The sequence below is a fragment of the Acinetobacter pecorum genome (genome assembly GCF_014837015.1).
Classification (GTDB): Bacteria; Pseudomonadota; Gammaproteobacteria; order Pseudomonadales; family Moraxellaceae; genus Acinetobacter; species Acinetobacter pecorum.
The window spans coordinates 151,737-178,593 of the sequence record NZ_JACSPT010000005.1 but is presented as its reverse complement, the minus strand read 5'-3'; the positions used below and the strand labels follow the sequence as shown (position 1 = coordinate 178,593).

The 26,857-nt window shown below is 45.1% G+C and carries 26 protein-coding genes; 11 read left to right on the top strand and 15 right to left on the bottom strand.

Features of this window, described 5'->3' with window-relative positions; translation table 11 throughout:
• The first annotated feature begins 212 nt into the window (after positions 1-212).
• The 3 genes from H9629_RS05945 (at position 213) to H9629_RS05935 (ending at position 4,155) form a co-directional block, all read left to right on the top strand.
• The gene (locus tag H9629_RS05945; protein WP_064095830.1) at positions 213-1,229 is read left to right on the top strand and encodes an aspartate carbamoyltransferase catalytic subunit; all 1,017 of its coding nucleotides are present in this window, start codon (positions 213-215) and stop codon (positions 1,227-1,229) included.
• Positions 1,230-1,239: 10 nt separating this feature from the next.
• Positions 1,240-2,475 (top strand): dihydroorotase, encoded by a 1,236-nt coding sequence (locus tag H9629_RS05940; protein WP_191730703.1) that lies wholly within the window; start codon positions 1,240-1,242, stop codon positions 2,473-2,475.
• A 180-nt stretch (positions 2,476-2,655) separates the two neighbouring features.
• A complete protein-coding gene (locus H9629_RS05935; protein ID WP_191730702.1) occupies positions 2,656-4,155 on the top strand; it encodes an OmpA family protein in 1,500 nt (499 codons plus the stop codon).
• Between the two features lie 54 nt (positions 4,156-4,209).
• On the opposite strand, the gene H9629_RS05930 is transcribed toward H9629_RS05935, so the two are convergent.
• The 8 genes from H9629_RS05930 to H9629_RS05895 form a co-directional block, all read right to left on the bottom strand.
• On the bottom strand, positions 4,210-5,622 hold the full coding sequence (locus H9629_RS05930) for a short-chain fatty acid transporter (RefSeq protein WP_191730701.1): 1,413 nt from the start codon (positions 5,620-5,622) through the stop codon (positions 4,210-4,212).
• Positions 5,623-5,718: 96 nt separating this feature from the next.
• Positions 5,719-6,357: a CoA transferase subunit B gene (locus tag H9629_RS05925; RefSeq protein WP_064095833.1), complete on the bottom strand. Its 639-nt coding sequence runs from the start codon at positions 6,355-6,357 to the stop codon at positions 5,719-5,721.
• A 2-nt stretch (positions 6,358-6,359) separates the two neighbouring features.
• A complete protein-coding gene (locus H9629_RS05920; RefSeq protein WP_191730700.1) occupies positions 6,360-7,064 on the bottom strand; it encodes a CoA transferase subunit A in 705 nt (234 codons plus the stop codon).
• 93 nt (positions 7,065-7,157) lie between these two features.
• A complete protein-coding gene (locus tag H9629_RS05915) occupies positions 7,158-8,060 on the bottom strand; it encodes a hydroxymethylglutaryl-CoA lyase (RefSeq protein WP_064101768.1) in 903 nt (300 codons plus the stop codon).
• Positions 8,057-10,051, bottom strand: a complete 1,995-nt coding sequence (locus H9629_RS05910) for an acetyl/propionyl/methylcrotonyl-CoA carboxylase subunit alpha (protein ID WP_191730699.1) — start codon at positions 10,049-10,051, stop codon at positions 8,057-8,059. Before H9629_RS05910 ends, H9629_RS05915 begins: the two co-directional genes overlap by 4 nt.
• Positions 10,052-10,070: 19 nt before the next feature.
• Entirely contained in the window at positions 10,071-10,865 is a 795-nt protein-coding gene (locus H9629_RS05905) for an enoyl-CoA hydratase/isomerase family protein (protein WP_191730698.1), read from the bottom strand.
• Positions 10,866-10,877: 12 nt separating this feature from the next.
• Entirely contained in the window at positions 10,878-12,479 is a 1,602-nt protein-coding gene (locus tag H9629_RS05900; RefSeq protein WP_064095837.1) for a carboxyl transferase domain-containing protein, read from the bottom strand.
• Positions 12,480-12,514: 35 nt separating this feature from the next.
• Positions 12,515-13,687 carry an isovaleryl-CoA dehydrogenase gene (locus H9629_RS05895; protein WP_191730697.1) on the bottom strand — a complete coding sequence of 391 codons (1,173 nt, stop codon included), beginning with the start codon at positions 13,685-13,687 and terminating at the stop codon, positions 12,515-12,517.
• A 147-nt stretch (positions 13,688-13,834) separates the two neighbouring features.
• Between H9629_RS05895 and H9629_RS05890 the strand changes: the two genes are divergently transcribed.
• From H9629_RS05890 to H9629_RS05870, 5 genes are all read left to right on the top strand, one after another.
• Positions 13,835-14,470, top strand: coding sequence for a TetR/AcrR family transcriptional regulator (locus H9629_RS05890; RefSeq protein ID WP_144724397.1), 636 nt, complete (start codon positions 13,835-13,837; stop codon positions 14,468-14,470).
• Between the two features lie 97 nt (positions 14,471-14,567).
• Positions 14,568-16,256 carry an AMP-binding protein gene (locus H9629_RS05885; RefSeq protein ID WP_144724398.1) on the top strand — a complete coding sequence of 563 codons (1,689 nt, stop codon included), beginning with the start codon at positions 14,568-14,570 and terminating at the stop codon, positions 16,254-16,256.
• Positions 16,257-16,538: 282 nt separating this feature from the next.
• Positions 16,539-17,207 carry a class I SAM-dependent methyltransferase gene (locus tag H9629_RS05880; RefSeq protein WP_191730696.1) on the top strand — a complete coding sequence of 223 codons (669 nt, stop codon included), beginning with the start codon at positions 16,539-16,541 and terminating at the stop codon, positions 17,205-17,207.
• Positions 17,208-17,269: 62 nt separating this feature from the next.
• A complete protein-coding gene (locus tag H9629_RS05875) occupies positions 17,270-18,067 on the top strand; it encodes a thioesterase family protein (RefSeq protein ID WP_191730695.1) in 798 nt (265 codons plus the stop codon).
• Positions 18,068-18,149: 82 nt separating this feature from the next.
• A complete protein-coding gene (locus H9629_RS05870) occupies positions 18,150-18,920 on the top strand; it encodes a Rossmann-like and DUF2520 domain-containing protein (RefSeq protein WP_191730712.1) in 771 nt (256 codons plus the stop codon).
• A gap of 98 nt (positions 18,921-19,018) precedes the next feature.
• Here the strand turns inward: H9629_RS05870 and trmB are convergent, their stop codons facing one another.
• Complete coding sequence (gene trmB, locus H9629_RS05865; RefSeq protein ID WP_064095843.1) at positions 19,019-19,735, bottom strand: tRNA (guanosine(46)-N7)-methyltransferase TrmB; 717 nt, start codon at positions 19,733-19,735, stop codon at positions 19,019-19,021.
• 151 nt (positions 19,736-19,886) lie between these two features.
• Entirely contained in the window at positions 19,887-21,332 is a 1,446-nt protein-coding gene (locus H9629_RS05860; RefSeq protein WP_191730694.1) for a SulP family inorganic anion transporter, read from the bottom strand.
• A 217-nt stretch (positions 21,333-21,549) separates the two neighbouring features.
• Here H9629_RS05860 and H9629_RS05855 point away from each other — a divergent pair, with 217 nt between their 5' ends.
• On the top strand, positions 21,550-22,161 hold the full coding sequence (locus H9629_RS05855; RefSeq protein WP_064095845.1) for a glutathione binding-like protein: 612 nt from the start codon (positions 21,550-21,552) through the stop codon (positions 22,159-22,161).
• Between the two features lie 55 nt (positions 22,162-22,216).
• Here H9629_RS05855 and H9629_RS05850 read toward each other — a convergent pair whose 3' ends face one another.
• From H9629_RS05850 to H9629_RS05830, 5 genes are all read right to left on the bottom strand, one after another.
• Positions 22,217-22,999, bottom strand: coding sequence for a thiazole synthase (locus H9629_RS05850; protein ID WP_064095846.1), 783 nt, complete (start codon positions 22,997-22,999; stop codon positions 22,217-22,219).
• A gap of 14 nt (positions 23,000-23,013) precedes the next feature.
• Entirely contained in the window at positions 23,014-23,211 is a 198-nt protein-coding gene (thiS, locus tag H9629_RS05845) for a sulfur carrier protein ThiS (RefSeq protein ID WP_064095847.1), read from the bottom strand.
• 35 nt (positions 23,212-23,246) lie between these two features.
• Complete coding sequence (locus H9629_RS05840; protein ID WP_064095848.1) at positions 23,247-23,612, bottom strand: DUF423 domain-containing protein; 366 nt, start codon at positions 23,610-23,612, stop codon at positions 23,247-23,249.
• Between the two features lie 119 nt (positions 23,613-23,731).
• Positions 23,732-24,601, bottom strand: a complete 870-nt coding sequence (gene rpoH, locus H9629_RS05835) for an RNA polymerase sigma factor RpoH (RefSeq protein ID WP_064095849.1) — start codon at positions 24,599-24,601, stop codon at positions 23,732-23,734.
• 137 nt (positions 24,602-24,738) lie between these two features.
• On the bottom strand, positions 24,739-24,972 hold the full coding sequence (locus tag H9629_RS05830; RefSeq protein ID WP_064095850.1) for a sulfurtransferase TusA family protein: 234 nt from the start codon (positions 24,970-24,972) through the stop codon (positions 24,739-24,741).
• Positions 24,973-25,355: 383 nt separating this feature from the next.
• Here H9629_RS05830 and H9629_RS05825 point away from each other — a divergent pair, with 383 nt between their 5' ends.
• Entirely contained in the window at positions 25,356-25,571 is a 216-nt protein-coding gene (locus H9629_RS05825; RefSeq protein WP_004280099.1) for a cold-shock protein, read from the top strand.
• 101 nt (positions 25,572-25,672) lie between these two features.
• Positions 25,673-26,824: an ATP-dependent RNA helicase RhlB gene (gene rhlB / locus H9629_RS05820; RefSeq protein WP_064095851.1), complete on the top strand. Its 1,152-nt coding sequence runs from the start codon at positions 25,673-25,675 to the stop codon at positions 26,822-26,824.
• Positions 26,825-26,857: the final 33 nt, after the last annotated feature.

Here is a 26,857-nt window from a genome sequence, read left to right as displayed (position 1 = left end):
GTGTGAATGCTCCAGACTGAAGCACCCATTTTTTAATATTTAAAATCAGCAGGATGTAAATCGGGTTAAATTATCTTGTTGAAAAAATAAAGATGAATCTGATTTTCTGTTTTTATTGTTCAGATGCTTTTTGTACAAGTAGCAACGTGCTCAACTATAAAAATTCGCCAATCTCTGTATAATATGTTGACTTAACGCATAAGGAATCTCTCATGCACTTGGCGGCATTGCATACACCGAGCCAGATTCAACTCAATAAAGAAGGTAATCTAAAACACTTCTTGACCATCGAAGGTCTTTCTAAAGAAACCCTGACAAAAATATTGGACACTGCACAGTCCTTTTTTAATGACCAAAATCAGCTGATCACCAATAATTTGCTGGAAGGCAAAACGGTGATGAACCTGTTCTTCGAAAATTCTACCCGTACCCGAACCACCTTTGAAGCCGCTGCCAAGCGCCTTTCTGCCAACGTTCTCAATATCGATATTGCCCGTTCGAGTACCTCTAAAGGTGAAACCCTGCGTGACACTTTATGGAATCTGGAAGCCATGGCGGCCGATATTTTCGTGGTACGTCATTCATCTTCTGGAGCAGCACATTTTATTGCCAAAGATGTCTGCCCAGACGTTGCCATTATTAACGCCGGTGATGGCCGTCATGCGCATCCGACGCAAGCCATGCTGGACATGCTGACCATTCGCCGTGAAACCAATAAAAAATTCGAAGAAATGTCGATCGCTATTATTGGCGATATCAAGCATTCGCGTGTGGCACGTTCAGACGTGGCAGCCTTGCAAACTTTGGGTTGTCAAGATATCCGGGTGATTGCACCCAATACTTTGTTGCCATTAGGCTTTGAAGAATATGGCGATGGTGTTCGTCTGTTTAACAAGATGGAAGAGGGCATTAAAGACTGCGACGTGATTATTACGCTACGTATTCAAAACGAGCGGATTGATTCTCCAGCACTTGCCTCGCAAGCCGAGTTTTACAAAATGTATGGTCTGAACAAAGAACGTCTTGCGATGGCCAAGCCGGATTGTATCGTGATGCATCCAGGACCAATGAACCGTGGGGTGGAAATTGATTCCAGCATTGCAGATGGCTCACAGTCGGTGATTCTGCATCAGGTGACCAATGGTATTGCAGTGCGTATGGCAGTACTGGCACTGGCGATGCAGGGTCAGTTACAGGAACAGGGTTTGATTGAAGCGATTGCGGTATAAGGAATAAGTCATGTCTATTGTAAAAATTGAAAATGTCCGTGTTCTCGACCCAATTGCAAAAACAGATTCGATCGAAACGGTTTATCTCGAAAATGGTAAGCGTGTAGAGGCATCCTCAGACGTTACTGAGACCCTTGATGGTCAAGGTAAATGGCTGATGCCAACTATGGTTGACCTGTGTGCACGTCTACGTGAGCCAGGCCAGCAGCAACATGGGACTTTAAAGTCGGAAGGTAAGGCAGCACGAGCTAACGGTATCCTGCATGTATTTACCCCACCAGATTCAAAACCGATTGTTCAAGACAATGGTGCGCTGATTCACGGCCTGGTTGAAAAAGCCATGCTGGATGGCGGGATCTATTTGCAGGTAATTGGTGCGCAAACCCAAGGTTTAAATGGTCAACAGCCGGCAAATATGGCGGGTCTGAAAAAAGGTGGTTGTAGTGCCGTATCCAATGCCAGTGCGCCGTTTGCCAATGATGATGTAGTCCTGCGTACACTTGAATATGCCGCGGGTTTAGACCTGACGGTGGTGTTCTATGCTGAAGAACCACAAATTGCCAAAGATGGCTGCGTGCATGAAGGTTTTATTGCCTCACGTCAGGGCTTGCCAATGATTCCGGCACTGGCTGAAACCGTGGCAATCGCCAAATACTTGCTCATGATTGAAGCCACCCATGTACGTGCACACTTCGGTCTGTTGTCTTGTGGTGCATCTGTCGAATTGATCCGTATTGCCAAGGAAAAAGGTTTGCCGGTGACCTGTGATGTGGCTATGCACCAGCTGCATCTGACCGATCATTTGATTGACGGTTTTAACTCTCTTGCACATGTGCGTCCGCCGCTTCGTTCAGAACAGGATAAAGAATTGCTGCGTCAGGGAGTAAAATCCGGTGTGATTGATGCCATCTGCACTCATCATGAACCGCTGAGCAGCTCTGCGAAAATGGCGCCATTTGCGGAAACGCAACCAGGATTCACTGCTTTTGATACCTATGTGCCTTTTGGTCTGCAACTGATTCGTGAGGGGTTGTTAACTCCACTGGAATGGGTAGAAAAAGTAACCTTGGCTCCGGCTCGTGTTGCACAAATGGCAGATCGCTGGGTAAATGAATCAGGTTGGGTGCTGCTAGATCCGGAACTGGAATGGACCCTGGATAAAGAAAGCATCGTGTCACAAGGTAAGAATACACCGTTAATCAATCAAAAAGTGCTAGGTAAAGTGATTCAAACTTATGTTGCTTAAGTAAGACCAACTTTATAAAAGTCAGCTTCGGCTGGCTTTTTTTATTTTTTAAATTGTATTGGCGAAATGCCACACTAACAAAAATAGTGAAACTTTATGATATTCATACAATTATTTACATTTTCAAAAAATAGGGATCGTTACACTGCTTAAATATTAAACATTAGAAAAATCAAAAGAATGGTGACGATTATGAATATAGACTTTATAGAACGCTTAAAAAGTGATGTTACGGCGATTGTTCTTCAAGGTGAAACAGAGCATTTATTTGCCAAAGATCAAGCTTTGGCGCAGTTCTATCCCGTATTTTTAAGTATATTACGTGCTCGTCCCGCCTGGATCGAGATTCTTGGTCAGCAACTCAATCCAAAGATTCATGAATTATTCAATGCAAATCCGGCATTAAAGCAGCAGTTTCTGGATCAACTTGATCAGAGTGCACCACAAGAAGAAATAGAACACACCCTGAATCGGTCAATTGTACCGACCATGAATTTCTTACAGACTGAAGCAGGGGCTTCAAGTCAGGAAGCCATTAGCCATTTGCTTGAAACTCATGCCGATTCGATTCAGCGCGCCTTGCCTGTTTGGGCTGGGCCCATTCTGGCAGCGCTTGGTGTTTCCCCCTTGGCGGGGCACAGTTTAAATCAAGAACCTGTGCTTGAAGCTGAACCTATCATTGTGGTTCAGGAAGAGAGAAAAACAAGCTTTTTATGGCCCGTTATCATTTTTCTGATTCTGGCGGCCTTAACCCTGTTTTTTATTCGTAGCTGTATGCATGATGATGATCCACAAGCCGGTCAGGACGGTCAGGTGGCTAGTGAAGCTGTAGCCGCCCAACCTGCTTCTTTGCAATTGAGTACAGGCAGCAATGGTGAAATTATAAGTTGCCAGATAGGGTTGAATAATCCGCAATATATGGAAATTCTGCAAAACGAGATTAAACAGATTTTTAATTATAATATTGGTTGCGGTACGTTGAGTAGTGATGCCTATCATTCAGAATTCACCGATCAGGATACTATTCCGACTGTTTTGAGAGCAATCCAGGGAATGCCAAATGTATCACTGGACTGGGTGGGCAATCAGGTTTTGGTGCGTGCAGCAACCAATGCTGAAGCTGAGCGTCTGGCAGCACAAATTCGTAGTCTCGCAAAAAATGTTACGGTAGTGACTCAACAGCCTCTAAATAACAGTGAGATAATCAGTACTGCCAACAGTGAAGCAGAACAGGCTCTGGCTAGCATTAAGGAGGACGATGTTAAAGCATTGGATGTAGCGACTGCACTTAATTTACAGATTATCAATTTTGATACAGCCTCTACCGAAGTTCCAGAGGTCAATAAATTGGTGCTGGATCAGGCTGCTGCATTATTGCAACGTGCACCACAAGTTATCCTGAAAGTTAAAGGACATGCTGATGCTCAAGGCAGCGAAGCAGAGAATAAGGCACTGTCTGTGCAACGTGCCCAAGCGGTGACCGACTACCTCGTTCAACAAGGCGTCGATCCTGCACAGTTACAGGCAGTTGGCATGGGAGCGGATCAGCCAGTTGAACCTAATGCCACACCTGCCGGGCAGTTCCAGAACCGTCGCGTGACCTTTGAAGTCGTGAATACTGAAACGGGAGTGGTACGTGAAGTAGATGATGAAGGTGTGGTGGAGAAGACAGGAAATTAACAGAGCGGCCTAAATAAAAAAGGACGAATTTTCGTCCTTTTTTATTATCTTAAATTAAGAAAATACTGGCGGGCTATAGGTCAGGGTTCTTCCCAGGAACCAGAGCAGGAACAGTACCAAAGGCAGATGGAAAATCAGCTGGGTAACCGTAAATCCAATCACATCTTTGGCTTTTAATTTCAGGATACCGAGCATCGGCAGCATAAAGAAAGGGTTAATCAGATTAGGCAAGGCTTCTGCCGCATTATAAATCTGCACCGACCAGCCCAGATGCACTTTCAGGTCATGTGCTGCCTGCATCACATAGGGTGCTTCGATAATCCATTTGCCTCCACCGGATGGAATAAAGAAGCCCAGAATTGCTGAATAAAGTCCCATCACGATGGCAAAGGTTTCCGGAGAAGCAATCGAAACGAAAAATTCGGCAATATAATGTGACAATGACAGATCGGCCGGATTTAGCGCATTGGTCATCATAAAGGCAATACTGCCATACAACGGAAACTGGATCAGTACTCCTGAAATAGCCGGAACAGCCTTGGAGACTGCATTCAGGAAATTTCGTGGTGTACCGTGCAAGGCCACGCCCAAAATCAGAAAGATAAAGTTATAGGTATTTAAGCTGGAAATGGCCAGAATCGGATTACTTTTGGAAAATTCGTTAAACATCCAGACTGCGCCCAGAATCACGATCAAAATGCTTAAAATGGGTGAATTTTCCAGCCAATCCCCCGGTCTTTTTTCGGCAGATACTTCCGGTTTTTCTTCTTCAATCTGAATCGGGAAGTGTTCAATGGTTTTAATGTCAGAGCCTTTAGGTGCTGACCAGTAAGCAATTGCGATTGAAGCTACAATCAGTACCGCCGTCATGATCATGGATTGCGGCAGGAAAATAGTCTCGGTAAATGGAATCACGCCCGTCAGGTTATAAATCGGTTCAGGCAGACTGCTTTTATTGGCCTGTAACTGTGCAGCTGAAGAACTGATGCCCAGTGCCCAGGTCGCACCCATCCCGATAATCGCGGCAGCCGCAGCAGCGCGGTAATCCATGTTAAGCTCTTTACGCTGTGCCAGTGCAATCACTAGAAGTGCAGTCAGTACAGTACTCATGGCCCAGTTAATCAGGGAAATTAACAGGCTGACCGTGGCGACCAGGACAATCGCACCACGACCGGAATGCGGCAAGCGTGCTATTTTCTGGATCAGCAGCTGGACAGGCTTGGATACGGAAACCACATAACCGACCACGATCAGCATGCACATCTGCAAGGTAAAGGGAATCAAGCTCCAGAAGCCGTCTCCAAAGGAAATCGCGACATCCTGTGCCGGTGCACCAATTCCGATGGCGGCAATCGCCACAATGATGACACCGAGTAGGGCAAAAATATAAGAATCCGGAAACCATTTTTCAGACCAGTCGCTGACGCGCATGGCGAAGCGCTGCAAAATATTTTGTTGAGTTTGCATGATTAAAATCCATTTATTCTGCAATTATTATTTTGAAATGAAGCAGCTATATATAAAAAAGCCCTTAAGAAATTTTATTCTTAAGGGCTGGCTAGATCAGGCAGCGTTACGTAGTAGCGCTACCCCAGTGACTTTTTGAATCTCTTCAAAACTTACCTCTGGTGCCAGTTCAACCAGTCGAATTCCATCAGGAGTAACATCCAGTACACCGAGGTCGGTAATAATCCGGTTCACCACAGCTTGGCCGGTAAGGGGCAGGCTACATTGCGGTACAATCTTCGGTGTACCATCTTTGGCGCAGTGTTCCATCAAGACCACGACCTTTTGTACACCCGCGACCAGATCCATGGCACCACCCATGCCTTTGACCTTTTTGCCCGGAATCATCCAGTTGGCCAGATCACCAGTTTCAGACACTTCCATCGCCCCCAGAATGGCAATATTGACATGACCGCCACGGATCATGGCAAAGGAATCGGCACTTGAGAAAAATGAAGCACCTTTACGCGCTGTGACCGTCTGTTTACCGGCATTGATCAGGTCGGCATCGATAGTCTCCTCGGTTGGAAATTCGCCAATCCCCAGCAAACCATTTTCCGACTGCAGCCAGACATTGATATTTTCCGGAATATAATTCGCGACTAGCGTCGGCAGGCCAATCCCTAAATTGACATAGAAACCATCTTCAAGCTCTTGTGCTGCGCGCTGCGCCATTTGATTACGTGTCCAAGCCATGATCAAGCCTCCGCCTTTAAAGTCATCTGTTCAATGCGTTTTTCCGGTTGGGTATTCAGTACAATCCGGTTCACATAAATTCCAGGAAGATGGATTTCATCCGGATCCAGCACGCCAATTTCGACAATTTCTTCAACTTCAGCAATGGTGACTTTACCCGCCATGGCACAGACCGGATTAAAGTTTTGGGCGGTTTTACGGAAAATCAGGTTGCCAGCTTTATCTGCCTTATAGGCTTTGACTAGCGCCACATCGGCAGTTAAAGATTCTTCCAGAATGTAAGACTTGCCATTAAATTCACGGACATCCTTACCTTCAGCGATCACGGTTCCGACACCCGTCGCCGTATAAAAAGCCGGAATACCGGCACCGCCAGCACGCAATTTTTCTGCCAGTGTACCCTGTGGGGTCAGCTCAACTTCCAGTTCGCCATTTAAATATTGACGTTCGAATTCCTTATTTTCACCGACATAAGATGAAATCATTTTTTTAATCTGTTTGGTTTCCAGCAGAAGTCCGAGACCGAAGCCGTCTACGCCGGCATTGTTGGAAATACAGGTGAGTTGTTTAGCACCTGTTTCTTTTAAAGCTACGATCAAAGCTTCTGGAATACCGCATAAACCAAAACCACCAACGGCCAGGGTATGACCATCTTGCACCACATCCTTTAAGGCGGATTGAGCGCTGTCATAAACCTTGTTTGACATCTTGTCACCTCTATTATTGTTGTAGCAGACGTCAATCTGCTGTTTATATCCTTATGGCTTGCTTGAGAGTATTTTGCTCAAGCAAGTTTATTTTCAAGCACAGGCTTTTTGCCAATAGGCATTGGCATAATTGGATGGATTGTTGCGCTGCAAGACTTCACTGATATTACGGCTGGCCTGCATCAAGGCGTCCAGCTGAATACCGGTTTCAAAGCCCATATTCGAGAGCAGGTAATACAGGTCTTCAGTTGAAACATTGCCTGAAGCCCCTTTGGCATAAGGGCAGCCACCTAAGCCTGCAATGGATGAATCAAATACGCGAATGCCTTGTAATAGCGACTGGTAGATATTCGCAATCGCCATGCCGTAAGTATTATGAAAATGGCCTGCCAAAACTTTAGCATCAAGTTCAGCCAGACAAGCCTCCCAGACATTTTTCACCCGATCCGGTGTTGCTGTACCAATGGTTTCACCCAATGACACTTCGTAGCAGCCCATCTCCAGCAAACGCTGGGTGACTTTGACCACCTGTTTCGGATCAATGGCACCTTCATAAGGACAGTCCACCATGCAGGAGACATAGCCGCGCACCTTAATGTCATTGGCTTTGGCGGCTGCCATGACATCGGCAAACTTCTCGAAGCTTTCATCAATCGAGCAATTGATGTTTTTGCGGGTAAAGCTTTCAGAAGCAGCGGTAAATACCGCCACTTCCTTGCAACCTACAGCCAGTGCCGATTCAAAACCTTTCAGATTTGGGGTCAGCAGACTGAACTGAATATTCGGATCTTGAGGTAGGCTGGCAAAGAGCACATCACTGTCTGCCATTTGCGGTACCCATTTGGCTGAAACGCAGGAACCAACTTCGATGGACTGCAGACCGGTTTTCATCAGGTCTAGAATCAGGTTTTTCCGGTCATCCAATGTCAATGGTGTTTTTTCATTTTGCAGGCCATCGCGTGGCCCGACTTCTACGATTTTGACAAAATCCGTCATGCCACTTCCTCCGCCAGTGGCTGGAATTCGACCAGTTCATCACCAGCTTTAACCTGATCACCCTTCTGGAAATATGAACTTGCGATGATGCCGTCATGCGGTGCACGAATTGAATATTCGATCTTCATGGCTTCCAGCGTCATCAGCACATCATCTTTTTTGACTTTGTCATTGGCTGCCACGAGCACCTGGGTAATGACACCTGGCATTGGCGCGATCAGATTATTTTCCGTGCCTTGTTCATCCTGATTACCAAAATCAGACTTCAGGTAACTGAACTTATAGCTTTGACCATTCTGGAACAGGGTAATGCCTTGCTCAGTCTGGCTGAAAGCCAGTTTTTGCTGTTTACCCGCCAGTTGCAGCGCTAAAGTATGGGCATCGACGAGCTGACCCTGAACCTGTAGCTGCTGACCGTTATAGCTGGCAACAAAACCTTGATCCTGAGTGCGGAACTGAATTTTCAGGTTGATGCCATTGCGTTGTAATTGCACTGTATGGCTATTTTGCTGATTCAGACGCCAGAATGCTTGTTGCTGCCACACCAGATTGCTTGGAACGGGATTCTGTGCTTGACGTGAAAGTAGTTCAATCAGTGCAGCACTGACCACCAGTTCGGTACTGATATCTGCAGAAGGTTTGAGCAGGAATTCCTCTTCACGCTGAATCAGGCCAGTATCTAAATGTGCATTTTTAAACGAGTCACACAGCACCAGGCGATCTAGAAAAGCAATATTGTTACCCAGACCATCAACATGGAACTGACCCAGTGCATGGTGCATTTGGGTCAAGGCTGCTTCACGGTTTTTGCCCCAGACAATCAGTTTAGCAATCATCGGATCATAATAGGTGCTGATTTCATCACCTTCGACAATACCGCTATCGACACGTACACAGTCACTTTGCTCCGGATAATGCAGGTAGCTGATCTGACCAATCGCAGGAATAAAGCCTTTTTCCGGTTCTTCGGCATAGACACGGGCTTCGAGTGCATGTCCATGAATCTGCAATTCATGCTGCTGTTTCGGTAAAGGTTCACCAAAGGCCACGCGCAGTTGCCATTCCACCAGATCCTGTCCGGTAATCATTTCCGTCACTGGATGTTCAACCTGAAGACGGGTGTTCATTTCCATGAAGTAAGCTGTGCCGTCTTGCTCCACGATAAACTCGACTGTACCGGCACCGACATAGTTCACTGCACGCGCAGCATCAATCGCCGCCTGACGCATCGCCTCCAGTTTGTCTTCCGGCATTTTCGGTGCAGGCGCTTCTTCCAGCACTTTCTGGTGACGGCGCTGTACCGAGCAATCACGTTCGAACAGATGTACATAATTGCCGTGGGTATCACCAAACACCTGCACTTCAATATGACGTGGCTGAATCACATAGCGTTCAATCAGAACGTCTTCATTGCCAAAACTTGAACGTGCTTCACTCTTACATGAAGCAAGCGAGCTAAGAAAATCTTCGCTGCGTTCCACCAGACGCATGCCTTTACCGCCACCGCCAGCACTGGCCTTGATCAGTACCGGATAGCCAATATTGTCTGCCTGTTGTTTCAGGAAGTCGGCATCCTGATTGGTACCATGATAGCCGGGGGTTAAAGGCACACCGGCTTTTTCCATCAGGGCTTTAGATGTGGCTTTCAGACCCATTGCCAGAATGGCATCGACTGGCGGACCAATAAACACAATATTATTGTCCTGACAGGCCAAGGCAAACTGGTCATTTTCGGACAGGAAACCATAACCCGGGTGAATTGCCTGAGCGCCTGTGGTTTTTGCTGCCTGAATAATGCGATCAATCTGTAAATAACTCTGTGCAGCTGGCGATTCACCAATATAGATCGCTTCATCGGCCAGTTTGACATGCTGTGCCTGCGCATCGGCATCGGAATAGACGGCAACGGTGGCGATACCTAATTTCTTCGCTGTACGAATCACACGGCAGGCAATTTCACCACGGTTGGCAATTAAAATCTTTTCAAACATCGTAGGATCCTTCTTGTTGTTATGCCGTGGTCTTGATCCAGGCCGGGCTTTGTTTGTTCAAAAATGCATTCAGTCCATTTTTCGCCTCATCTCCCTGGCGAATATGGGCAATATGCTGTGCTGTTTTAAGCAGTAAATCTTCGGTCAAAACCTGTTGGTCAACCAGTTGAATCAACTGTTTGGATGCGCTCTGTGCAGTAGGACCACCCAGTAAAAGTGCTTCCACAATTTCATCAATTTTGCTGTCGAGCTGTTCCGGTGGAGTGACTTCATGCGCAAGACCAATGCTTTTGGCCTGTTCAGCAGTAATCCGCTCGGCGGTCAGGAAATAACGTGAGGCCTGACGAGCCCCAATCGCACGAATTACATAAGGGCTGATGGTCGAAGGTGCCAGACCTAAACGTACTTCCGACGTCGCAAACTTGGCATCGGTACTGGCCACGCAAATATCACAGGCCGAAGCCAGCCCCATGCCACCACCAAAAGCAATACCATGTACCCGGGCAATGGTCGGCTGTTTCAAGGTCGCCAGACTTTGCAGCATTTTCGCTAACTTCAAGGCGTCGGCTTCATTGTCTGCTTGAGAAGCCTGACCGGCCTGTTTCATCCAGTTCAGGTCAGCACCGGCCGAGAAGCTTTTGCCACGACCCGCCAGAATCACTACACGCACATCATCACGGCTGTTTAAAGACTGGAAGCAGGCATGCAGTTCTTGAATGACTTGAGTATTAAAGGCATTGTGCAGTTCGGCACGGTTAATCCAGACTGTCGCGACCTGATTCTGCTGTTCGAGCTGTAAAAATTGATAATCCATTTTTGATACCTCTTACATGCGGAACACGCCGAATTTGGTTGGTTGGATTGGCGCATTTAGGGCTGCAGCCAGACTCAAGGCTAGTACTTCACGCGATTGTGCTGGATCAATCACACCGTCATCCCATAACCGCGAAGACGCATAATAAGGATGGCCTTGGCGTTCGTATTGATCACGGATTGGCTGTTTAAACTGGTCTTCTTCTTCTGCTGACCAGCTGCCACCTTTCTGTTCAATCTGGTCACGTTTTAAGGTCGACAAGACGCTAGATGCCTGTTCACCGCCCATCACCGAAATACGCGAGTTTGGCCAGGTCCACATAAAGCGCGGCGAGTAGGCGCGGCCACACATACCGTAGTTGCCAGCACCAAAAGAACCGCCAATCACTAGAGTCAGTTTCGGAACATTGGCATTGGCGACGGCCATCACCAGCTTGGCACCATTTTTGGCAATGCCTTCATTTTCATACTGGCGACCGACCATAAAGCCGGTAATATTTTGCAGGAAAATCAGTGGAATATTGCGCTGGGTACACAGTTCAATAAAATGTGCGCCTTTTTGGGCAGACTCGGAAAATAAAATCCCGTTATTGGCAATAATCCCGACCGGCATGCCATAGAGCTTGGCAAAACCGGTCACCAGAGTAGTGCCGAAACGTGCTTTGAATTCATCAAAACGTGAGCCATCGACAATACGCGCTATCACTTCACGGATATCAAAAGGCTTGCGCGCGTCACTCGGCACAATGCCGTACAGTTCCGAACTGTCAAACAGCGGCGCTTCGATTTCATCTGTGGTCTTGTTTGGCTTTTTGTTCAGGTTGGCCACGATGTTGCGGGCAATCGCAAGCGCATGTTCATCATTTTCTGCCAGATGATCAGCCACGCCAGACAAACGGGTATGCACATCACCACCACCGAGATCCTCACTGGACACCACTTCACCAGTAGCTGCCTTAACCAGAGGAGGGCCGCCGAGGAAGATCGTGCCCTGATTCCGCACAATAATGGTTTCATCTGACATGGCAGGAACATAAGCACCGCCTGCAGTACAGCTACCCATCACCACTGCAATCTGGGCGATACCTTGGCTTGACATACGTGCCTGATTGTAGAAAATACGGCCGAAGTGATCGCGGTCTGGAAATACTTCATCCTGTAAAGGTAAGTATGCACCGCCTGAATCCACCAGATAAATACAGGTCAGATGGTTCTGTTCGGCAATTTCCTGGGCACGTAAATGCTTTTTCACTGTTAATGGATAATAAGTACCGCCTTTCACCGTAGCATCATTGGCGATGATCATGCAGGACACACCGTTAACCTGACCAACACCAGCGACCACACCTGCGGCAGGAACATCATCTTGATACACCTGATAGGCAGCCAGCTGACCAATTTCCAGAAAAGCGGTTCCTGGATCAATCAGGTGATTAATCCGTTCACGTGGTAACAGCTTGCCGCGATCTAAATGTTTTTGGCGGGCAGTTTCGCCGCCACCCAAAGCAATTTTTTCAACTTTCTGTTTTAGGTCATCCACCAGTTGCAGCATGGCAGTCTGGTTGGTTTTAAACTCTTCACTACGTATATTGATTTTGCTCGATAACTGATTCATGACGAACATCCTTGTTTTATTCTAAGTGTTAAGATTTAGGCTGTTTCGTTGAAAAGTTCACGGCCAATCAGCATGCGGCGGATTTCTGAAGTACCGGCGCCAATTTCATACAGTTTGGCATCGCGCCATAAACGGCCTGCAGCAAACTCGTTGATATAACCGTTACCACCTAAAGTCTGAATGGTTTCACCCGCCATCCAGGTCGCTTTTTCAGCAGCATATAAAATGGCACTGGCAGCATCTTTACGCAGACTACGGCTATGTTCGGCCTTGTCACATTCAGCGCCGACCGCATAAACCAGTGCCTTACATGCCAGCCAGGTCGAATACATGTCAGCGATTTTGCCTTGCATTAACTGGAATTCACCCAGTGCCTGACCAAACTGTTTACGGTCATGAATATACGGAATCACGGTGTCCATGCAGGCATCCATAATCCCCAGTGGGCCGGCACTCAATACAGCCCGCTCGTAATCCAGCCCGCTCATCAAGACTTTGGTGCCATTGCCGACGCCTCCCATGACGTTTTCTTTCGGAACTTCGACATTGTCAAAAAATAGCGGATAAGTATTGGAACCGCGCATACCCAGTTTGTCCAAATGCGTGCCATGGCTAAAACCTGGCATATTTTTCTCTACCAGAAAGGCAGTCATGCCTTTGGCACCGGCTTGTAAATCGGTTTTTGCATAGACCACCAGGACATCGGCATCGCCACCATTGGTGATCCACATTTTTGAACCATTCAGCAGGTAGTGATCGCCTTTGTCTTCCGCTTTGAGCTTCATGCTCACCACATCCGAGCCTGCATTCGGTTCAGACATTGCCAAGGCACCGACATATTCACCTGAAATCAGTTTAGGCAGATAACGCTGTTTCTGTTCTTCCGTACCATTTCGCTTAATTTGGTTCACACATAGGTTAGAATGTGCGCCATAGGACAAACCAATGGATGCTGAAGCACGGGAAATTTCCTGCATGGCAATGATATGGGCCAGATAACCGAAATTTGAACCGCCATATTCCTCACTGACAGTCAGACCGAGCAGGCCCATCTCGCCAAATTTTTTCCAGAGTTGAGCCGGAAACTCATTGTCACGGTCGACCTGTTGGGCAATCGGGGCAATTTCCTTGGCGCAAAATGCGGCCACTGAATCACGAAGCGCAATCAGAGTTTCATCTAAACCGAAATCCAAGCTTTGTAAATTCATTCTTCATCCATCCTGAGGTTATATTTGTTGTGTCCAAAAAAGCATTTTTGTTGTGCTTGAGGTTTAACATACAACGAAAAAATAAAAAAGTGAATCTATATTCACAAAATGATTTACAATTCATTTTATCTTGTTGAGATTAATTTTATGAGTTATAAAAGATCATCATTGATGCAGGAACGGATGGAACAAAATCGTCTGTCGATTTTGCAATCTGCTCGTGAACTGATTACTCAAGGGGGCTTTAAAGAGGCGTCGATACAGGCGATTGCGGAACGTGCAGGCGTATCTACAGGGCTGGTCTATCGATATTTCGAGAACAAAAGCCAGATTTTAATCGAGGTTTTGTCGGCGGCAATTCAGCATGAAGTCGGAATTTTAGTCCATATTGCTGAATCGGATTTATCGGCAAGACTGAAATTGCAAAAATCTGTTACAACTTTTGTGAAGCGTGCCATGAATAGCCCTCAATTGGCGTATTCACTGATGTTCGAACCGGTTGATCCGGAAATGGAACATGAGCGTTTTCGCAGTAAGCAGCTGCTCAAGCAGAGCATTAAGGAGATTCTGGCCGAAGGAAAGGTCAATGGAGAATTCGAATTTGAAGATTTGAATACCGCAGCACTAGGTGTGGTTGGCGCCATGACCTTTGTCGTAATCGAACCTTTGAATCCGTCCCGCAATGTGATGTTTGATCAGAAATATAAGGATCACTTTGTCAAACAGATTGCCGATTTTTGTGTTAACGCAGTACGTCGACAGGAGGGAAATCCAGCAGCATAAGCACACAAAAACAGGCACACAGACAAGGTCGTCGTGGTCATAAAACAATTAGTAAAGTTGAAAATCAGAATTACAAAGAATCAAGGAGATCGATTCAATGACACAAGTACGGTTAAGCTATGCCTATGGAACCAGCAGCCAGCCTTTATTGGGCATGACGATTGGTGAAAAATTTGATCAGGCTTGTGAACAGTATGCACAAAGTGATGCAGTGGTCAGTCTGCACCAGAACATACGTCTCAGTTACCGGCAGCTACAGGAACAGGTCAATGCCTTTGCCTGTCAGCTGCTGAAACTGGGTATGCAAAAAGGAGACCGTCTGGCGATCTGGTCGCCGAACTGTGTGGAATGGACCATTACCCAGTTTGCAGCCTTCAAGGCAGGTATTATTCTGGTTAACCTGAATCCCGCTTATAAAAGCAATGAACTGGAATATGTGCTGAACAAGGTGTCTTGTAAGGGATTGGTGATTGCTTCCCAGTTTAAAACGACGGACTATCAGGAAATTCTGACTAAAATTGCACCGGAATTGCAGGAAACCGAAGATAAATTTCTTAATGCAGAGCGCCTGCCGCATTTAAAACATGTGATTAAAATTGATGACCAGCAGCATACCGGCATCCACCGGTTTCAGGATTTGCTGAGCTCGCCTGGCGAACAAGAGCTGCAACAACTGCAACAGATCTCCAGTGAATTGCAGTTCGATGAAACCATTAATATCCAGTTTACTTCGGGCACCACGGGCAATCCGAAAGGCACCATGCTGACCCATAATAATATTTTAAATAATGGGTACTTTGTCGGTGAAGCGATTCATTTAGGTCCAGAAGACCGCGTCTGTATTTCAGTTCCTTTATTTCATTGCTTTGGCATGGTGATGGGTAATCTGGCCTGTATTACGCACGGTTCTGCCATGATTTATCCGTCTGCCGTGTTTAATCCGCTGGAAACCCTGAAAGCCATCCAGCAGGAAAAATGTACCGCGGCTTATGGCGTACCGACCATGTTTATCGCCATTCTTGAGCATGAACAGTTTGACGAATTTGATCTGTCCAGTCTGCGTACCGGGATTATGGCGGGTAGTCCATGCCCGCAGGAGATTATGCAGCGCGTGATTGAACGTATGCATATGTCTGAAATTACCATCTGCTATGGTATGACCGAAACTGCGCCAGTTAGTGCACAGAGCTCTACTGAAGACAGTGTTGAACAACGTGTCAGTACGGTTGGTCGGGTACACCCGCATCTGGAAGTCAAAATTGTGGATGAAAGTGGCAAGGTCGTGCCACGCGGTCAATTGGGCGAGCTATGTGTACGCGGTTATTCCGTAATGCTCGGTTACTGGGAAGACCAGGATAAAACCCAGGAAGTGATTGATACAGCGCGCTGGATGCATACCGGTGATATTGCTGAAATGGATGATGAGGGCTTTGTCAAAATCAAGGGGCGAATCAAGGATGTCGTCATCCGTGGCGGGGAAAACCTGTTCCCGAAAGAAATCGAAGATTTCCTTTATACCCATCCGGCTGTTTCAGATGTACAGGTGATAGGGGTACCAGACCATAAATATGGAGAAGAGCTTTGTGCTTGTATCATCCTGCATGAAAATGATCCTTGTACCGAAGACGTAATCCGTGAGTATTGTGCCGAGCATATCTCGCATAACAAAGTGCCGCGTTATGTGCGTTTCTTCCATGAATTCCCGATGACGGCTTCAGGTAAGGCGCAGAAGTTCAAGTTGCGTGAATTTATGCGTGAAGAGCTGAACTTGAAAGAGATTGCTTAAATTGTATTGATGCGATTCTTAAGTGGGGCAAAGCAGTATTTAATGCATGCATTGCCTCCATTTGTATAACGGTTTCGATATCAATATTTAGGCTTTTCTTACTTTTGATGGGCCAAAAGTAAGCAAAATCCCTTTATTTTGCTGAAGGGACTTCCATGTCGCCGGGCCTATGATCGAATTTCAAGAAAACAGCAAATAAGATCAAGCTACAAGATTTAAATATTCAATCTATCTAAAGACCCGCCTGAGTTTTAGATTCGTGCATAGATTTAGAGTAAAAATATGGCAAAAAACTTTCACAGTGAAGTCGTCGTCGCCAGTTATGACGATCATATCCGTAAACTGATTCCCGGCTATGAACTGGTGCATCAGCAGATTGAAGCGATTCTCAGCACTGAATTATCTGAAACCGCACATATCTTGGTAGTGGGCTGCGGGACGGGTTATGAACTGTCCTATTTATTGCAGCGTTATCCGGACTGGACCTTTACTGCAATTGATCCATCAGCAGCTATGCTGGAACAGGTTAGTAAAAATCTGAATTCCATAGATCAACAAAGGGTGCAACTTATCCAAAGCACAATCCAAGATTTGAATCAGCCGGATACGTTTGATGCTGCGTTGGCCATTCTAGTGGCACATTTCATTCCAAATTCCGAAAAAAACGGATTTTTTCAGGCTATCTATCAGTGTCTTAAAACCAATGGTCTTGCATTGACCTATGATCTGATGCAACCCGAAGATCAACAAGACATTAAAACTATGCAGAAGCTGGCACAACAGACAGGGTTAAGCGTAGTGCAAAGTACCAAGATGATTGAACGCTTGGAGCAGGATTTTCACTTGTTATCTGCACACAATTTTACAGCACTTTTAACCAAAGTCGGATTTAAACAGTGCAGAATTTATTGTCAAATCATGAATTATCATGGCTTTTTGCTCAGAAAATAAAGATCAAAGAACTTTTTGTAAACTCTTAAGTTTAAGTGAATATTCAGGGAAGTATTAAAACAATGTCGGCATATTACAGTTTTATTCAGCGCGAACAGCATCCAGATGGCAGTACTACGGCTTATTACCGTTCTAATATTCATGCACAAGGTGCATGGAATCCGCATGAGCAGCACATGGCACCAGCCACTGGTATTCTATGCGTCGAACTGGAACAGTTTCAGCCACGTGCTGACATGCGTATTGGTCGGGTCGGGCTGGATATTTTTGGCCTGATCGCCTTTGGTGAATTTTCAATTACTACGCGCATGATCCGTCCGGGTAAAACCATCGAACTGGTTGAAGCTGAAATGTGTGCCAATGGTAAAACCTGCATTGTGGCACGCGCGTGGAGAATGCTAACTTCAGATACCAAGGCCATTGCCGGAGTGGAAGACTTTCCGATCGAAAGTCCAGAATATTTACCTGTTTGGGAGGGTATGCGCTGCTGGCCAGGCGGTTATATCCAGAGTATTGAAACCCGTGCGCATGCTGACCATCGTGCAGGCAAGGGCATTGTCTGGCTGAGAAATTCGCTAGACATGGTAGAAGGCCAACCGACGACAGACTTTAGCCGTTTACTTGGTATGGTCGATACAGCCAATGGCATTGTGCCACGTCAGGATCCGAATTCCGGTTGGGGATTTCCGAATCTGGACCTGCAGATTCATATGCACCGTCTGCCGCAGGGTAAATGGCTAGGACTGGAAGTGGTGCAGCAATATGGTGGAGATGGTATCGGTTTGACCAGCGGAATTCTGCATGATGTTCATGGGCCTTTTGGTCGAAGTGAACAGATTCTGACCCTGCGAAAGTTTTAAAGTCTATTCGAAACATCAAGGCCAATTGCCTCAATCTTTATTTATTGGCATGCTGTGCGTAATTTATCAGGAAGAACAGCAGATGCGGATCAGTATGATTGGGGCAGGGCGAGTGGCATATCATCTTGCCCTTGTATTGTCAGCACACCATGAGATCGTACAGATCTACAGTCGAACCCTAGAAAAAGCACAACAACTGGCTGAGCAATTTAAAGCTCAAGCAATCGCTCGGCCTGAACAGCTAGATCATGAGGTAGATCTGGTCATTATCGCGGTAAGTGATCAGTCGATTACCAACGTCATTGAACAGATTCATCCGTATCTGCAGCAGAATCTGATCGTACATACCTCTGGCAGTACCCATCTCGATTTACTGAAAAATGTGCATACGCGTGCAGGCGTATTTTATCCTTTACAGACTTTTAGTCTGGAACACCAGATTAAGTGGCAGCAGACGCCACTGTTTATTGAAGCGGTGAATGAACAGGACCAAATCCTGTTATTAGAACTGGCAAATAGCCTAAGTAATCGTGTTTATACTTATAATTCTAGTCAACGTCTCAGTTTGCATCTTGCAGCGGTATTTGCCTGTAATTTTGCCAATTATTGTTATGACATGGCCAAGCAGGTGGTTGATGTACAACAGGTCGATTTCAGTTTGCTGTATCCCTTGATGCTGGAAACCGCCAGTAAAGCCACTCAGAATGATCCTAAACAAATGCAGACTGGTCCAGCGATGCGTGGTGATCAGAATATCTTGAATATGCATCAGCAGATGTTGGCCAATATGCAACGAGAAGATTTGCAAAATGTCTATCAGCTGTTGAGCCAGCAGATACTCAGGCGTCATTAGGAATGAAGAATCTGATGATTTATCTGCGGAGCAGGGTTCAAAGCCAAATTTTTCCCATAAAAAAGCGCTGATTAATCAGCGCTTTTTTGAATCTTGGATCAAGAAATTTTCTTGAAGATAAAATCATTAATCTTGTGACCGGCTTCAATGCCGCGACGTTCAAACTTGGTTTGTGGACGCCATTCCGGACGAGGGTAGCTGTTGCCTTTGCCCGCCAGATTTTCCAGTCGTGGACGTTCTTCCAATACTTCAATCATCCATTCAGCATACGGCTCCCAGTCCGTTGCAGCATGGAAAGTTCCGCCAAGCTCCAGCTTTTGCTCCACCAGTGGCATACGCTCATGTGAAACAAAGCGGCGTTTAAAATGACGCTTTTTCTGCCATGGATCAGGGAAGTATAACTGAACTGCATTAATACTATTATCTGGCATTTCACGTAATACCTGAATTGCATCAGCATCTAGCACACGTAAATTAGTCAAGCCTTCAACACCTGCTTCATACACGCACTGGGCAATACCCGGTACATGGACTTCAATTCCGACAAAGTTTCGCTCAGGATTGGCTTTGGCCATCAATACCAGTGAACGGCCCATACCAAAACCGATTTCTACAGTCAAAGGACGTTGAGGATGTTCAAAGTGCTGACGCAAATCACCGACTGGATATTCCAAAATTAAGTGACCATATTGTTCAAGCGCAGTACGTTGGGAGGTGTTTAGCGGCATTGAGCGGCGCATAAACGTCACGATTTCACGGTGCTCGCTTAAGTTTTCCAGCTCCACGACTTGCTGGTCTAATTGATCGTTCGACATAACTTTGGCAAATCTAAAAATTCAGAATGCGGTATTTTAAGTCCTGAGCCGAGCAAGTCAAACTTTTCTCGGTATTTCTCCATAAAAATCGGCAAGATCTTCCAGATAAAGTAAAAGAGCCAATCGAGGCTCTTTTATTAATCATCATTCATCATCTACTAAAACGGTCAATCAGTGTACTGCTGGCTTCATTTAAACCGATTACCCTTACATCTATACCTTGGGCTTTAAACTTCTGAATCACGTTATTCAGCATATTGACCGAAGTCACGTCCCAGACATGCGCATGGGTCAGATCCAGTTCCACATGCTCAAGCTTTTCTTTAAAATCAAAGAACTGATAGAATTTTTCTGTACTGCTAAAGAAAATTTGTCCAGAAATAACATAGCTACGTGAATTGGCTGCATTTAAATGCGTATAGACATGTACGGTTCTTTCCAGTTTATTAATAAAGAACAGGGCAGAGAGCAATACGCCGACAAATACACCAAGCGCCAGATTATGAGTGGCAAGCACGACAATAATCACGGCAATCATCACGGTATTGAATTCTAGCGGATGTTTGCTGAATTGCTTGACTGCTCCCCATTGAAAGGTGGTAAATGCCACCATAATCATGATCGCAACCAGTGCTGCCATTGGGATATAAGCCAGCCAGTCTTTCAAAAAAACCACGAGACAGAGCAGAAACACACCAGCTACCAGAGTCGATAAACGGGTACGTGCCCCTGAAGACACATTGATAATTGACTGACCGATCATGGCACAACCGGCCATCCCGCCCATAAAGCCGCTGACAATATTGGCCATACCCTGACCACGACATTCTTGATGACGGTCACCTTCAGTTCCGGTCACTTCATCAATGACCGTAGTCGTCATCATGCTTTCCAGCAAACCGACAGTCGCCAAGGTAAAGGAATAAGGTAGGATAATTTGCAAGGTTTCCAGATTGAGTGGAATTTCTGGAATCAGGAATACCGGCAAGGTATCCGGGAATTGTCCCAGATCGCTCACGGTACGCATATCTGCACCCAACAACAGCGCCAGCCCACTTAAGACGATAATACAGATCAAAGGCGAGGGAATGGCTTTACCAATTTTAGGGATATAAGGAAACAGATAAATAATTGCCAGACCAATCGCAATAAACAGATAACCGGTGCTCTCCATCTGCTTAATTTCCGGGATTTGTGCCACAAATATCAGGATCGCCAAGGCATTCAAAAATCCGTATACCACCGCCTGCGATACAAAACGCATTAATTTAGCGACTTTAAAATAACCGGCAATGACCTGAATGATGCCGGTCAGAATTGTGGCAGCCAGCAGATATTGCAGACCATGTTCTTTTACCAAGGTAATCATCAAAAGCGCCATTGCGCCTGTAGCTGCGGAAATCATGGCAGGACGGCCGCCAAAAAAAGCAATGGATACCGCTATACAGAAAGAGGCATATAAACCGACTTGCGGATCGACACCGGCAATGGCAGAGAAGGCGATTGATTCAGGAATCAGGGCAAGTCCCACCACCAGACCTGCCAGTACATCTGTGCGGATATTGGAAAACCATTCTTCTTTTTTCAGGCTAATCACGGAATATCATCTATATTTTGAAAACCTGTGTATGTTAAACAGATAGAGATAAAAATCTACACAAGATTGACTTGCAAAAGCCCGGAATATCCTGAATATTGAATGAGTAACTGTCCTCAAATGACAGTTAGGCTTTTTTGCAATTTACAGGTTTGATCACTTGAAAGTTTGTTAGAAGCGATTTAAAACATTGAGAAGTGTATAACAAGGATCAGAAATGAAGCTTTACTATTCGCCAGGGGCATGCTCACTGGCAGCTCATATTATTTTAAATGAAATTAATGTCGATTTTGATTTGGAACGTGTTGATTTAAAAACACATAAAACAGAAAAAGGTACGGATTATTACGAAGTTAATCCTAAAGGTTATGTACCAGCGTTAGAAATTAACCCTGGTCTGATCCTGACAGAAAATGTTGCAATTCTACCGTTTCTTGCTCAACACGATCCAAAACAAGATCTGATTCCACCATCGGGCATGGGACGTGCCAAAGTGCTGGAATGGTTAGGTTATCTGAATTCGGAATTGCATGATGCCTATGCGGTGTTCTTTGGTGACAAGTTATCTGAGGATGAAAAGAAAAAAGCCTATACGGAGATTGATCGTCTATTGAGTTATATCGATAAAGCGATTGGTGAATCGGAAAATGATTATCTGGTGGATGATAACTTTGGTCCTGCGGATGCTTATCTGTTTGTCTTGACCAACTGGTCGAACCAGATTGAGCATGATCTGAGTCCATATAAAAATATTATTCATATCCGTAATAAAGTGGCTGAACGCCAGTCTGTACAGATTGCCATGCGTGATGAAGGTCTGATTCCTTAATTACTGGAAAAAAATAAAGGACTCAATCGAGTCCTTTATTTTTGTTTATGAAAATTTATTTAAAGAAATAGCCGGTTTCCGGCGAGCTGGCATTGGCCATACGTTTACGTGGCATACGGCCTGCAAGAAAAGCTTCTCGGCCTGCTTCAACGGCTTTTTTCATCGCAGATGCCATCAATACCGGATTTTGTGCAGCTGCAATCGCTGTATTCATGAGTACACCATCACAACCCAGTTCCATTGCAATCGCGGCATCACTTGCTGTACCGACACCGGCATCGACCAGAACCGGCACTTTGGCATTTTCCTTGATGATTGACAGGGTGTGTGGATTTAGAATACCAAGACCTGAACCAATCAGGCTACCCAGTGGCATAATCGCGACACAGCCCATGCTTTCTAGCTCTTGCGCCACGATCGGATCATCCGAGGTATAAACCATGATCTCAAAACCATCGTCAATCAAGGTGCGAGCAGCTTTTAGTGTTTCGGTCACGTTTGGATAAAGTGTTTTTTCATCACCCAATACTTCCAGTTTGACCAGATTATGGCCATCGAGCAGCTCACGCGCCAGCATACAGGTGCGGACGGCACTATTGGCATCGAAGCAACCTGCAGTATTCGGCAAAATGGTATATTTTTCCGGAGAAATCACTGATAGCAGATTCGGCTGGTCAGGATCTTGGCCAATATTGACCCGGCGAATAGCGACAGTGACAATCTCTGCACCACTGGTTTCAATGGCCTGCTGGGTTTCATTTAAATCTTTGTATTTGCCTGTGCCTACCAAAAGGCGTGACTGGAATTGGCGTGAACCAATCTGTAATAAATCTTGCATAATTGTCCCGAGTATTAGCCGCCACCGACTGCGTGAATAATTTCGATTTTGTCTGTATCGCAAATCGGCGTATCGCCCAATCTGCTTTTAGGAATAATCATTTCGTTGATTTCAACTGCAAAACGCTTACCCTCAAGCGCCATACTCTGAATCAGTTCCAGCAGATTCTTGCAGTGAGTTTCCTGTTGTTCGCCATTGATGTAAATCACCATTCTAGCAACCCTCCATGATTAAGTGTTGTTCAGACTTATCTGGCGTATTTTAAAGCATTCCAGGCCAGAATTAACCATCCGGCAATCATTAAAGCACCGCCAATAGGTGTAATCACCCCTAAACCGCGGGGTAATCCTAAGGCCATGATATACAGTGAGCCAGAAAACAGTAAAATACCAACCTGAATCAGTCCGAAGCTCCACTGAATCGGTAGTGCAGGAATGACTTTCGCGAGCAGAGAAAGAATCAGTAGTCCTAAGGCATGATAGAAAAAATAATCTGTTGCCGTTTGCCACCAGCCGAGCTGTACCTCAGTTGCACGTGCTTTTAAACCATGTGCACCAAAAGCACCGAGCATGACTGCCAGGGCCAGATTGAGTGCTGAAATCGCAATCCACATTTGAATTGATCTTCCTGATAAAGTTTGCACTTAACCTTAGCATAAATTCAAAATGCGGACATAAAAAAGCCTTCCTGAAGGAAGGCTTTTTAAAAATAAATCAGTAACAGAATTTGGTGTTAATTGGATGACATTGCTACTTTAATTTTTTCCATGGCATTTTTTTCCAGCTGACGAATACGTTCCGCAGAAACATTATATTCGGCTGCAAGCTCATGCAGGGTCGATTTCTCGTCGTCTAACCAACGGCGTTGCAGAATATTCCGTGAACGATCATCCAGCTGGTCCATGGCTTCGTGCAGGGCAGAAGTACTTTGTTCTTCATAGTCTTCATTTTCAATCAGACGAGCCGGATCATAGCGGTTGTCTTCAAGATACAACGCTGGTGCTACATGGGTGGAACCTTCATCGTCGTCATCACTTGATGCATCAAAAGCAGCATCATATGCTGTCAGACGGCCTTCCATTTCCAGTACTTGTTCTGGAGTAACATTTAAGTCATTCGCAATTGACTGGGCTTCTTCGAGCGTCAACTTTTTCGATGATTTTTTCAGGCTACGCAGATTAAAAAACAGTTTGCGCTGTGCTTTAGTAGTGGCGATTTTTACAATACGCCAGTTACGGATCACGTATTCATGAATTTCTGCCTTGATCCAGTGCACGGCAAATGATACTAGACGTACGCCCATATTCGGGTCAAAACGTTTCACAGCTTTCATTAGACCCAGGTTACCTTCCTGGATCAGGTCGCCTTGTGGCAAACCGTAACCTGCGTAACTACGTGCGATATGCACCACAAAACGCAAGTGCGACATGACCAGCATTTTCGCTGCGTCTAAATCTTGGTCATAGTAATAGCGTTCAGCCAACTCTTTTTCTTGTTCGGCTGTTAAAATCGGAATCTGATTGACAGTGCTGATATAAGCACCGAGGTTGACACCTGGCGCCGATAATGACAGGGGCATCAACTGATTGCGGCTGTCACTCATGTGTTCTCCTTGAAGTGCGGGGATAACCCTAAACTAGGTTTTATCTTAATCCAATCTCTCCTCAAATAATGGATATTTGGGTAGAGAAATGTAAATAAGTATACGGAAGCAGAGACCAACAGTTTAATTGAAAATTTTTAAGATTCAATCAAGTAGTGAAACTCTGTATCGGAAATTTTTTTAAATTCAAGCTTGAGCTGATGCAACTGGCAATAACGGCTGATATCAATCTGACTATGCGGATCAGATGATTTGAGCAGGAATGTTGTATGCTTTCCAGCCTTTAATGCCCGCTTTAACATTAATAATGGCATCGGGCACGGTTTTCCCATGGCATCTATAAGGTTGAAATGCGCTGAATCTTCAAACATTAGGGTTTTATTTCGTCAACAGAAAAGGCTATAAATAGTAGCAAATTTGATGCCAGAACCAAACTAATTAAAATACAATGAATAGGTAAATGAATTTATAAAGTCTTTTGACAATTTTCATTAAAAAAATAACTAAATCAAACAGAACATGCTAAAAAAAATCTATTAATTGTGATAAACCCATGTTAAGCTCGTTGCGTATTTGGGACTTTGAATAAACAAAGTGATTGTTTTTCACCCTATTACATAAATGGATGTAACCGGGATTTTGTTGATAGTTTTACAGAATGATTACAAGCTTAAAAATAATATTTTCAAACTTGTTTGCTCTGCTGTTTGCAACACCGGGTGGTCCTTTTTTTAGTTTCAATGAGGATTAACTTATGACAGCTGCTCGCGAACAAGGTGTAGTTAAGTGGTTTAACGATACTAAAGGCTTCGGCTTTATTCAACGTAACGGCGGTGATGACGTATTTGTTCATTTCCGTGCTATCCAAGGTGACGGTCACCGTTCACTTCGTGACGGCCAACGTGTTGAATTCAGTGTTGTTAAAGGTCAAAAAGGCTTTCAAGCTGAAGAAGTTCAACCATTAGACTAATCTTCGGATTAAGCTAAAAAGAAAACGCTCCAATATAATTTGGGGCGTTTTTTGTTTATACTACTTCTATCTTAGTGATTACCCAATTAGAGCACCGCTTTATGTCATCTGGTTTTGAAACCTTAAATTTACATCCCGATTTAAAAAAAGCGATTGATGCTTTAGGCTTTACCCACATGACGCCTATCCAGCAGAAGGTTTTAAAATTCACGCTGGCAGGACATGATGCAATTGGCCGTGCACAGACAGGTACAGGTAAAACTGCGGCCTTTTTAATTAGTATCATGAACGATCTGTTAAATAATCCGATTCAGGAACAACGTTATCGTGGTGAGCCGCGTGCCCTGATTCTGGCACCGACCCGTGAACTGGCATTGCAGATCGAAAGCGATGCACAGCACCTGGCGAAATATGCGGGTTTACATGTAGTGACCTTGCTGGGTGGTGTGGATTTTGACAAGCAAAAAAATCAACTGAATAAAGCACCTGTTGATATCTTGGTCGCAACACCAGGTCGTTTGATCGACTTTATTGAGCAAAAAGAAGTCTGGCTTGATCAAATTGAATTTTTAGTCATTGATGAAGCAGACCGTCTACTGGATATGGGTTTCATTCCATCGGTTAAACGGATTGTACGTTTCTCGCCACGTAAAGAGCAGCGTCAGACTTTAATGTTCTCTGCAACATTTAGCTATGATGTGTTAAATCTTGCGCAGCAATGGCTGTTTGAACCGGTTACGGTTGAGATTGAGCCAGAAAAGAAAACCAATGCTGATGTCGAGCAACGGGTTTATATGGTGGCAAAATCAGATAAATATAAACTATTGCAAGAAATTCTGCGTGATGAACCGATTGAGAAAGTCATGATTTTCGCTAACCGTCGGGATCAGGTACGTAAACTTTATGATCATTTAAAACGGGATGGTTATAAGGTGGTGATGTTGTCTGGTGAAATCGCGCAAGATAAACGCACGAAAATGTTAGATCAATTTAAAAATGGTCAGCATAATATTATGATTGCGACGGATGTGGCAGGACGTGGTATCCATGTAGATAACGTATCTCATGTGGTGAACTTTACTTTGCCAGAACAGTCAGATGATTATGTACATCGTATTGGTCGTACAGGCCGTGCCGGTGCGCAAGGTGTAAGTATCAGTTTCTTGTCTGAAGATGATGCGTTTTATCTTCCGGAAATTGAAAAAGCCATTGGGCAAAAATTGCCTTTGACCCGTCTGGAAGGTTACTGTTAATTAATCCAAGCCATTAAAAACCGCTCTCAGAGC

What these genes read in the sequence shown, in the direction of transcription:
- H9629_RS05945 (WP_064095830.1), top strand. Translation starts at nt 213, where the DNA reads ATGCACTTGGCGGCATTGCATACACCGAGCCAGATTCAACTCAATAAA.
- H9629_RS05940 (WP_191730703.1), top strand. Translation starts at nt 1,240, where the DNA reads ATGTCTATTGTAAAAATTGAAAATGTCCGTGTTCTCGACCCAATTGCA.
- H9629_RS05935 (WP_191730702.1), top strand. Translation starts at nt 2,656, where the DNA reads ATGGTGACGATTATGAATATAGACTTTATAGAACGCTTAAAAAGTGAT.
- H9629_RS05930 (WP_191730701.1), bottom strand. Translation starts at nt 5,622, where the DNA reads ATGCAAACTCAACAAAATATTTTGCAGCGCTTCGCCATGCGCGTCAGC.
- H9629_RS05925 (WP_064095833.1), bottom strand. Translation starts at nt 6,357, where the DNA reads ATGGCTTGGACACGTAATCAAATGGCGCAGCGCGCAGCACAAGAGCTT.
- H9629_RS05920 (WP_191730700.1), bottom strand. Translation starts at nt 7,064, where the DNA reads ATGTCAAACAAGGTTTATGACAGCGCTCAATCCGCCTTAAAGGATGTG.
- H9629_RS05915 (WP_064101768.1), bottom strand. Translation starts at nt 8,060, where the DNA reads ATGACGGATTTTGTCAAAATCGTAGAAGTCGGGCCACGCGATGGCCTG.
- H9629_RS05910 (WP_191730699.1), bottom strand. Translation starts at nt 10,051, where the DNA reads ATGTTTGAAAAGATTTTAATTGCCAACCGTGGTGAAATTGCCTGCCGT.
- H9629_RS05905 (WP_191730698.1), bottom strand. Translation starts at nt 10,865, where the DNA reads ATGGATTATCAATTTTTACAGCTCGAACAGCAGAATCAGGTCGCGACA.
- H9629_RS05900 (WP_064095837.1), bottom strand. Translation starts at nt 12,479, where the DNA reads ATGAATCAGTTATCGAGCAAAATCAATATACGTAGTGAAGAGTTTAAA.
- H9629_RS05895 (WP_191730697.1), bottom strand. Translation starts at nt 13,687, where the DNA reads ATGAATTTACAAAGCTTGGATTTCGGTTTAGATGAAACTCTGATTGCG.
- H9629_RS05890 (WP_144724397.1), top strand. Translation starts at nt 13,835, where the DNA reads ATGAGTTATAAAAGATCATCATTGATGCAGGAACGGATGGAACAAAAT.
- H9629_RS05885 (WP_144724398.1), top strand. Translation starts at nt 14,568, where the DNA reads ATGACACAAGTACGGTTAAGCTATGCCTATGGAACCAGCAGCCAGCCT.
- H9629_RS05880 (WP_191730696.1), top strand. Translation starts at nt 16,539, where the DNA reads ATGGCAAAAAACTTTCACAGTGAAGTCGTCGTCGCCAGTTATGACGAT.
- H9629_RS05875 (WP_191730695.1), top strand. Translation starts at nt 17,270, where the DNA reads ATGTCGGCATATTACAGTTTTATTCAGCGCGAACAGCATCCAGATGGC.
- H9629_RS05870 (WP_191730712.1), top strand. Translation starts at nt 18,150, where the DNA reads ATGCGGATCAGTATGATTGGGGCAGGGCGAGTGGCATATCATCTTGCC.
- trmB (WP_064095843.1), bottom strand. Translation starts at nt 19,735, where the DNA reads ATGTCGAACGATCAATTAGACCAGCAAGTCGTGGAGCTGGAAAACTTA.
- H9629_RS05855 (WP_064095845.1), top strand. Translation starts at nt 21,550, where the DNA reads ATGAAGCTTTACTATTCGCCAGGGGCATGCTCACTGGCAGCTCATATT.
- H9629_RS05850 (WP_064095846.1), bottom strand. Translation starts at nt 22,999, where the DNA reads ATGCAAGATTTATTACAGATTGGTTCACGCCAATTCCAGTCACGCCTT.
- thiS (WP_064095847.1), bottom strand. Translation starts at nt 23,211, where the DNA reads ATGGTGATTTACATCAATGGCGAACAACAGGAAACTCACTGCAAGAAT.
- H9629_RS05840 (WP_064095848.1), bottom strand. Translation starts at nt 23,612, where the DNA reads ATGTGGATTGCGATTTCAGCACTCAATCTGGCCCTGGCAGTCATGCTC.
- rpoH (WP_064095849.1), bottom strand. Translation starts at nt 24,601, where the DNA reads ATGAGTGACAGCCGCAATCAGTTGATGCCCCTGTCATTATCGGCGCCA.
- H9629_RS05830 (WP_064095850.1), bottom strand. Translation starts at nt 24,972, where the DNA reads ATGTTTGAAGATTCAGCGCATTTCAACCTTATAGATGCCATGGGAAAA.
- H9629_RS05825 (WP_004280099.1), top strand. Translation starts at nt 25,356, where the DNA reads ATGACAGCTGCTCGCGAACAAGGTGTAGTTAAGTGGTTTAACGATACT.
- rhlB (WP_064095851.1), top strand. Translation starts at nt 25,673, where the DNA reads ATGTCATCTGGTTTTGAAACCTTAAATTTACATCCCGATTTAAAAAAA.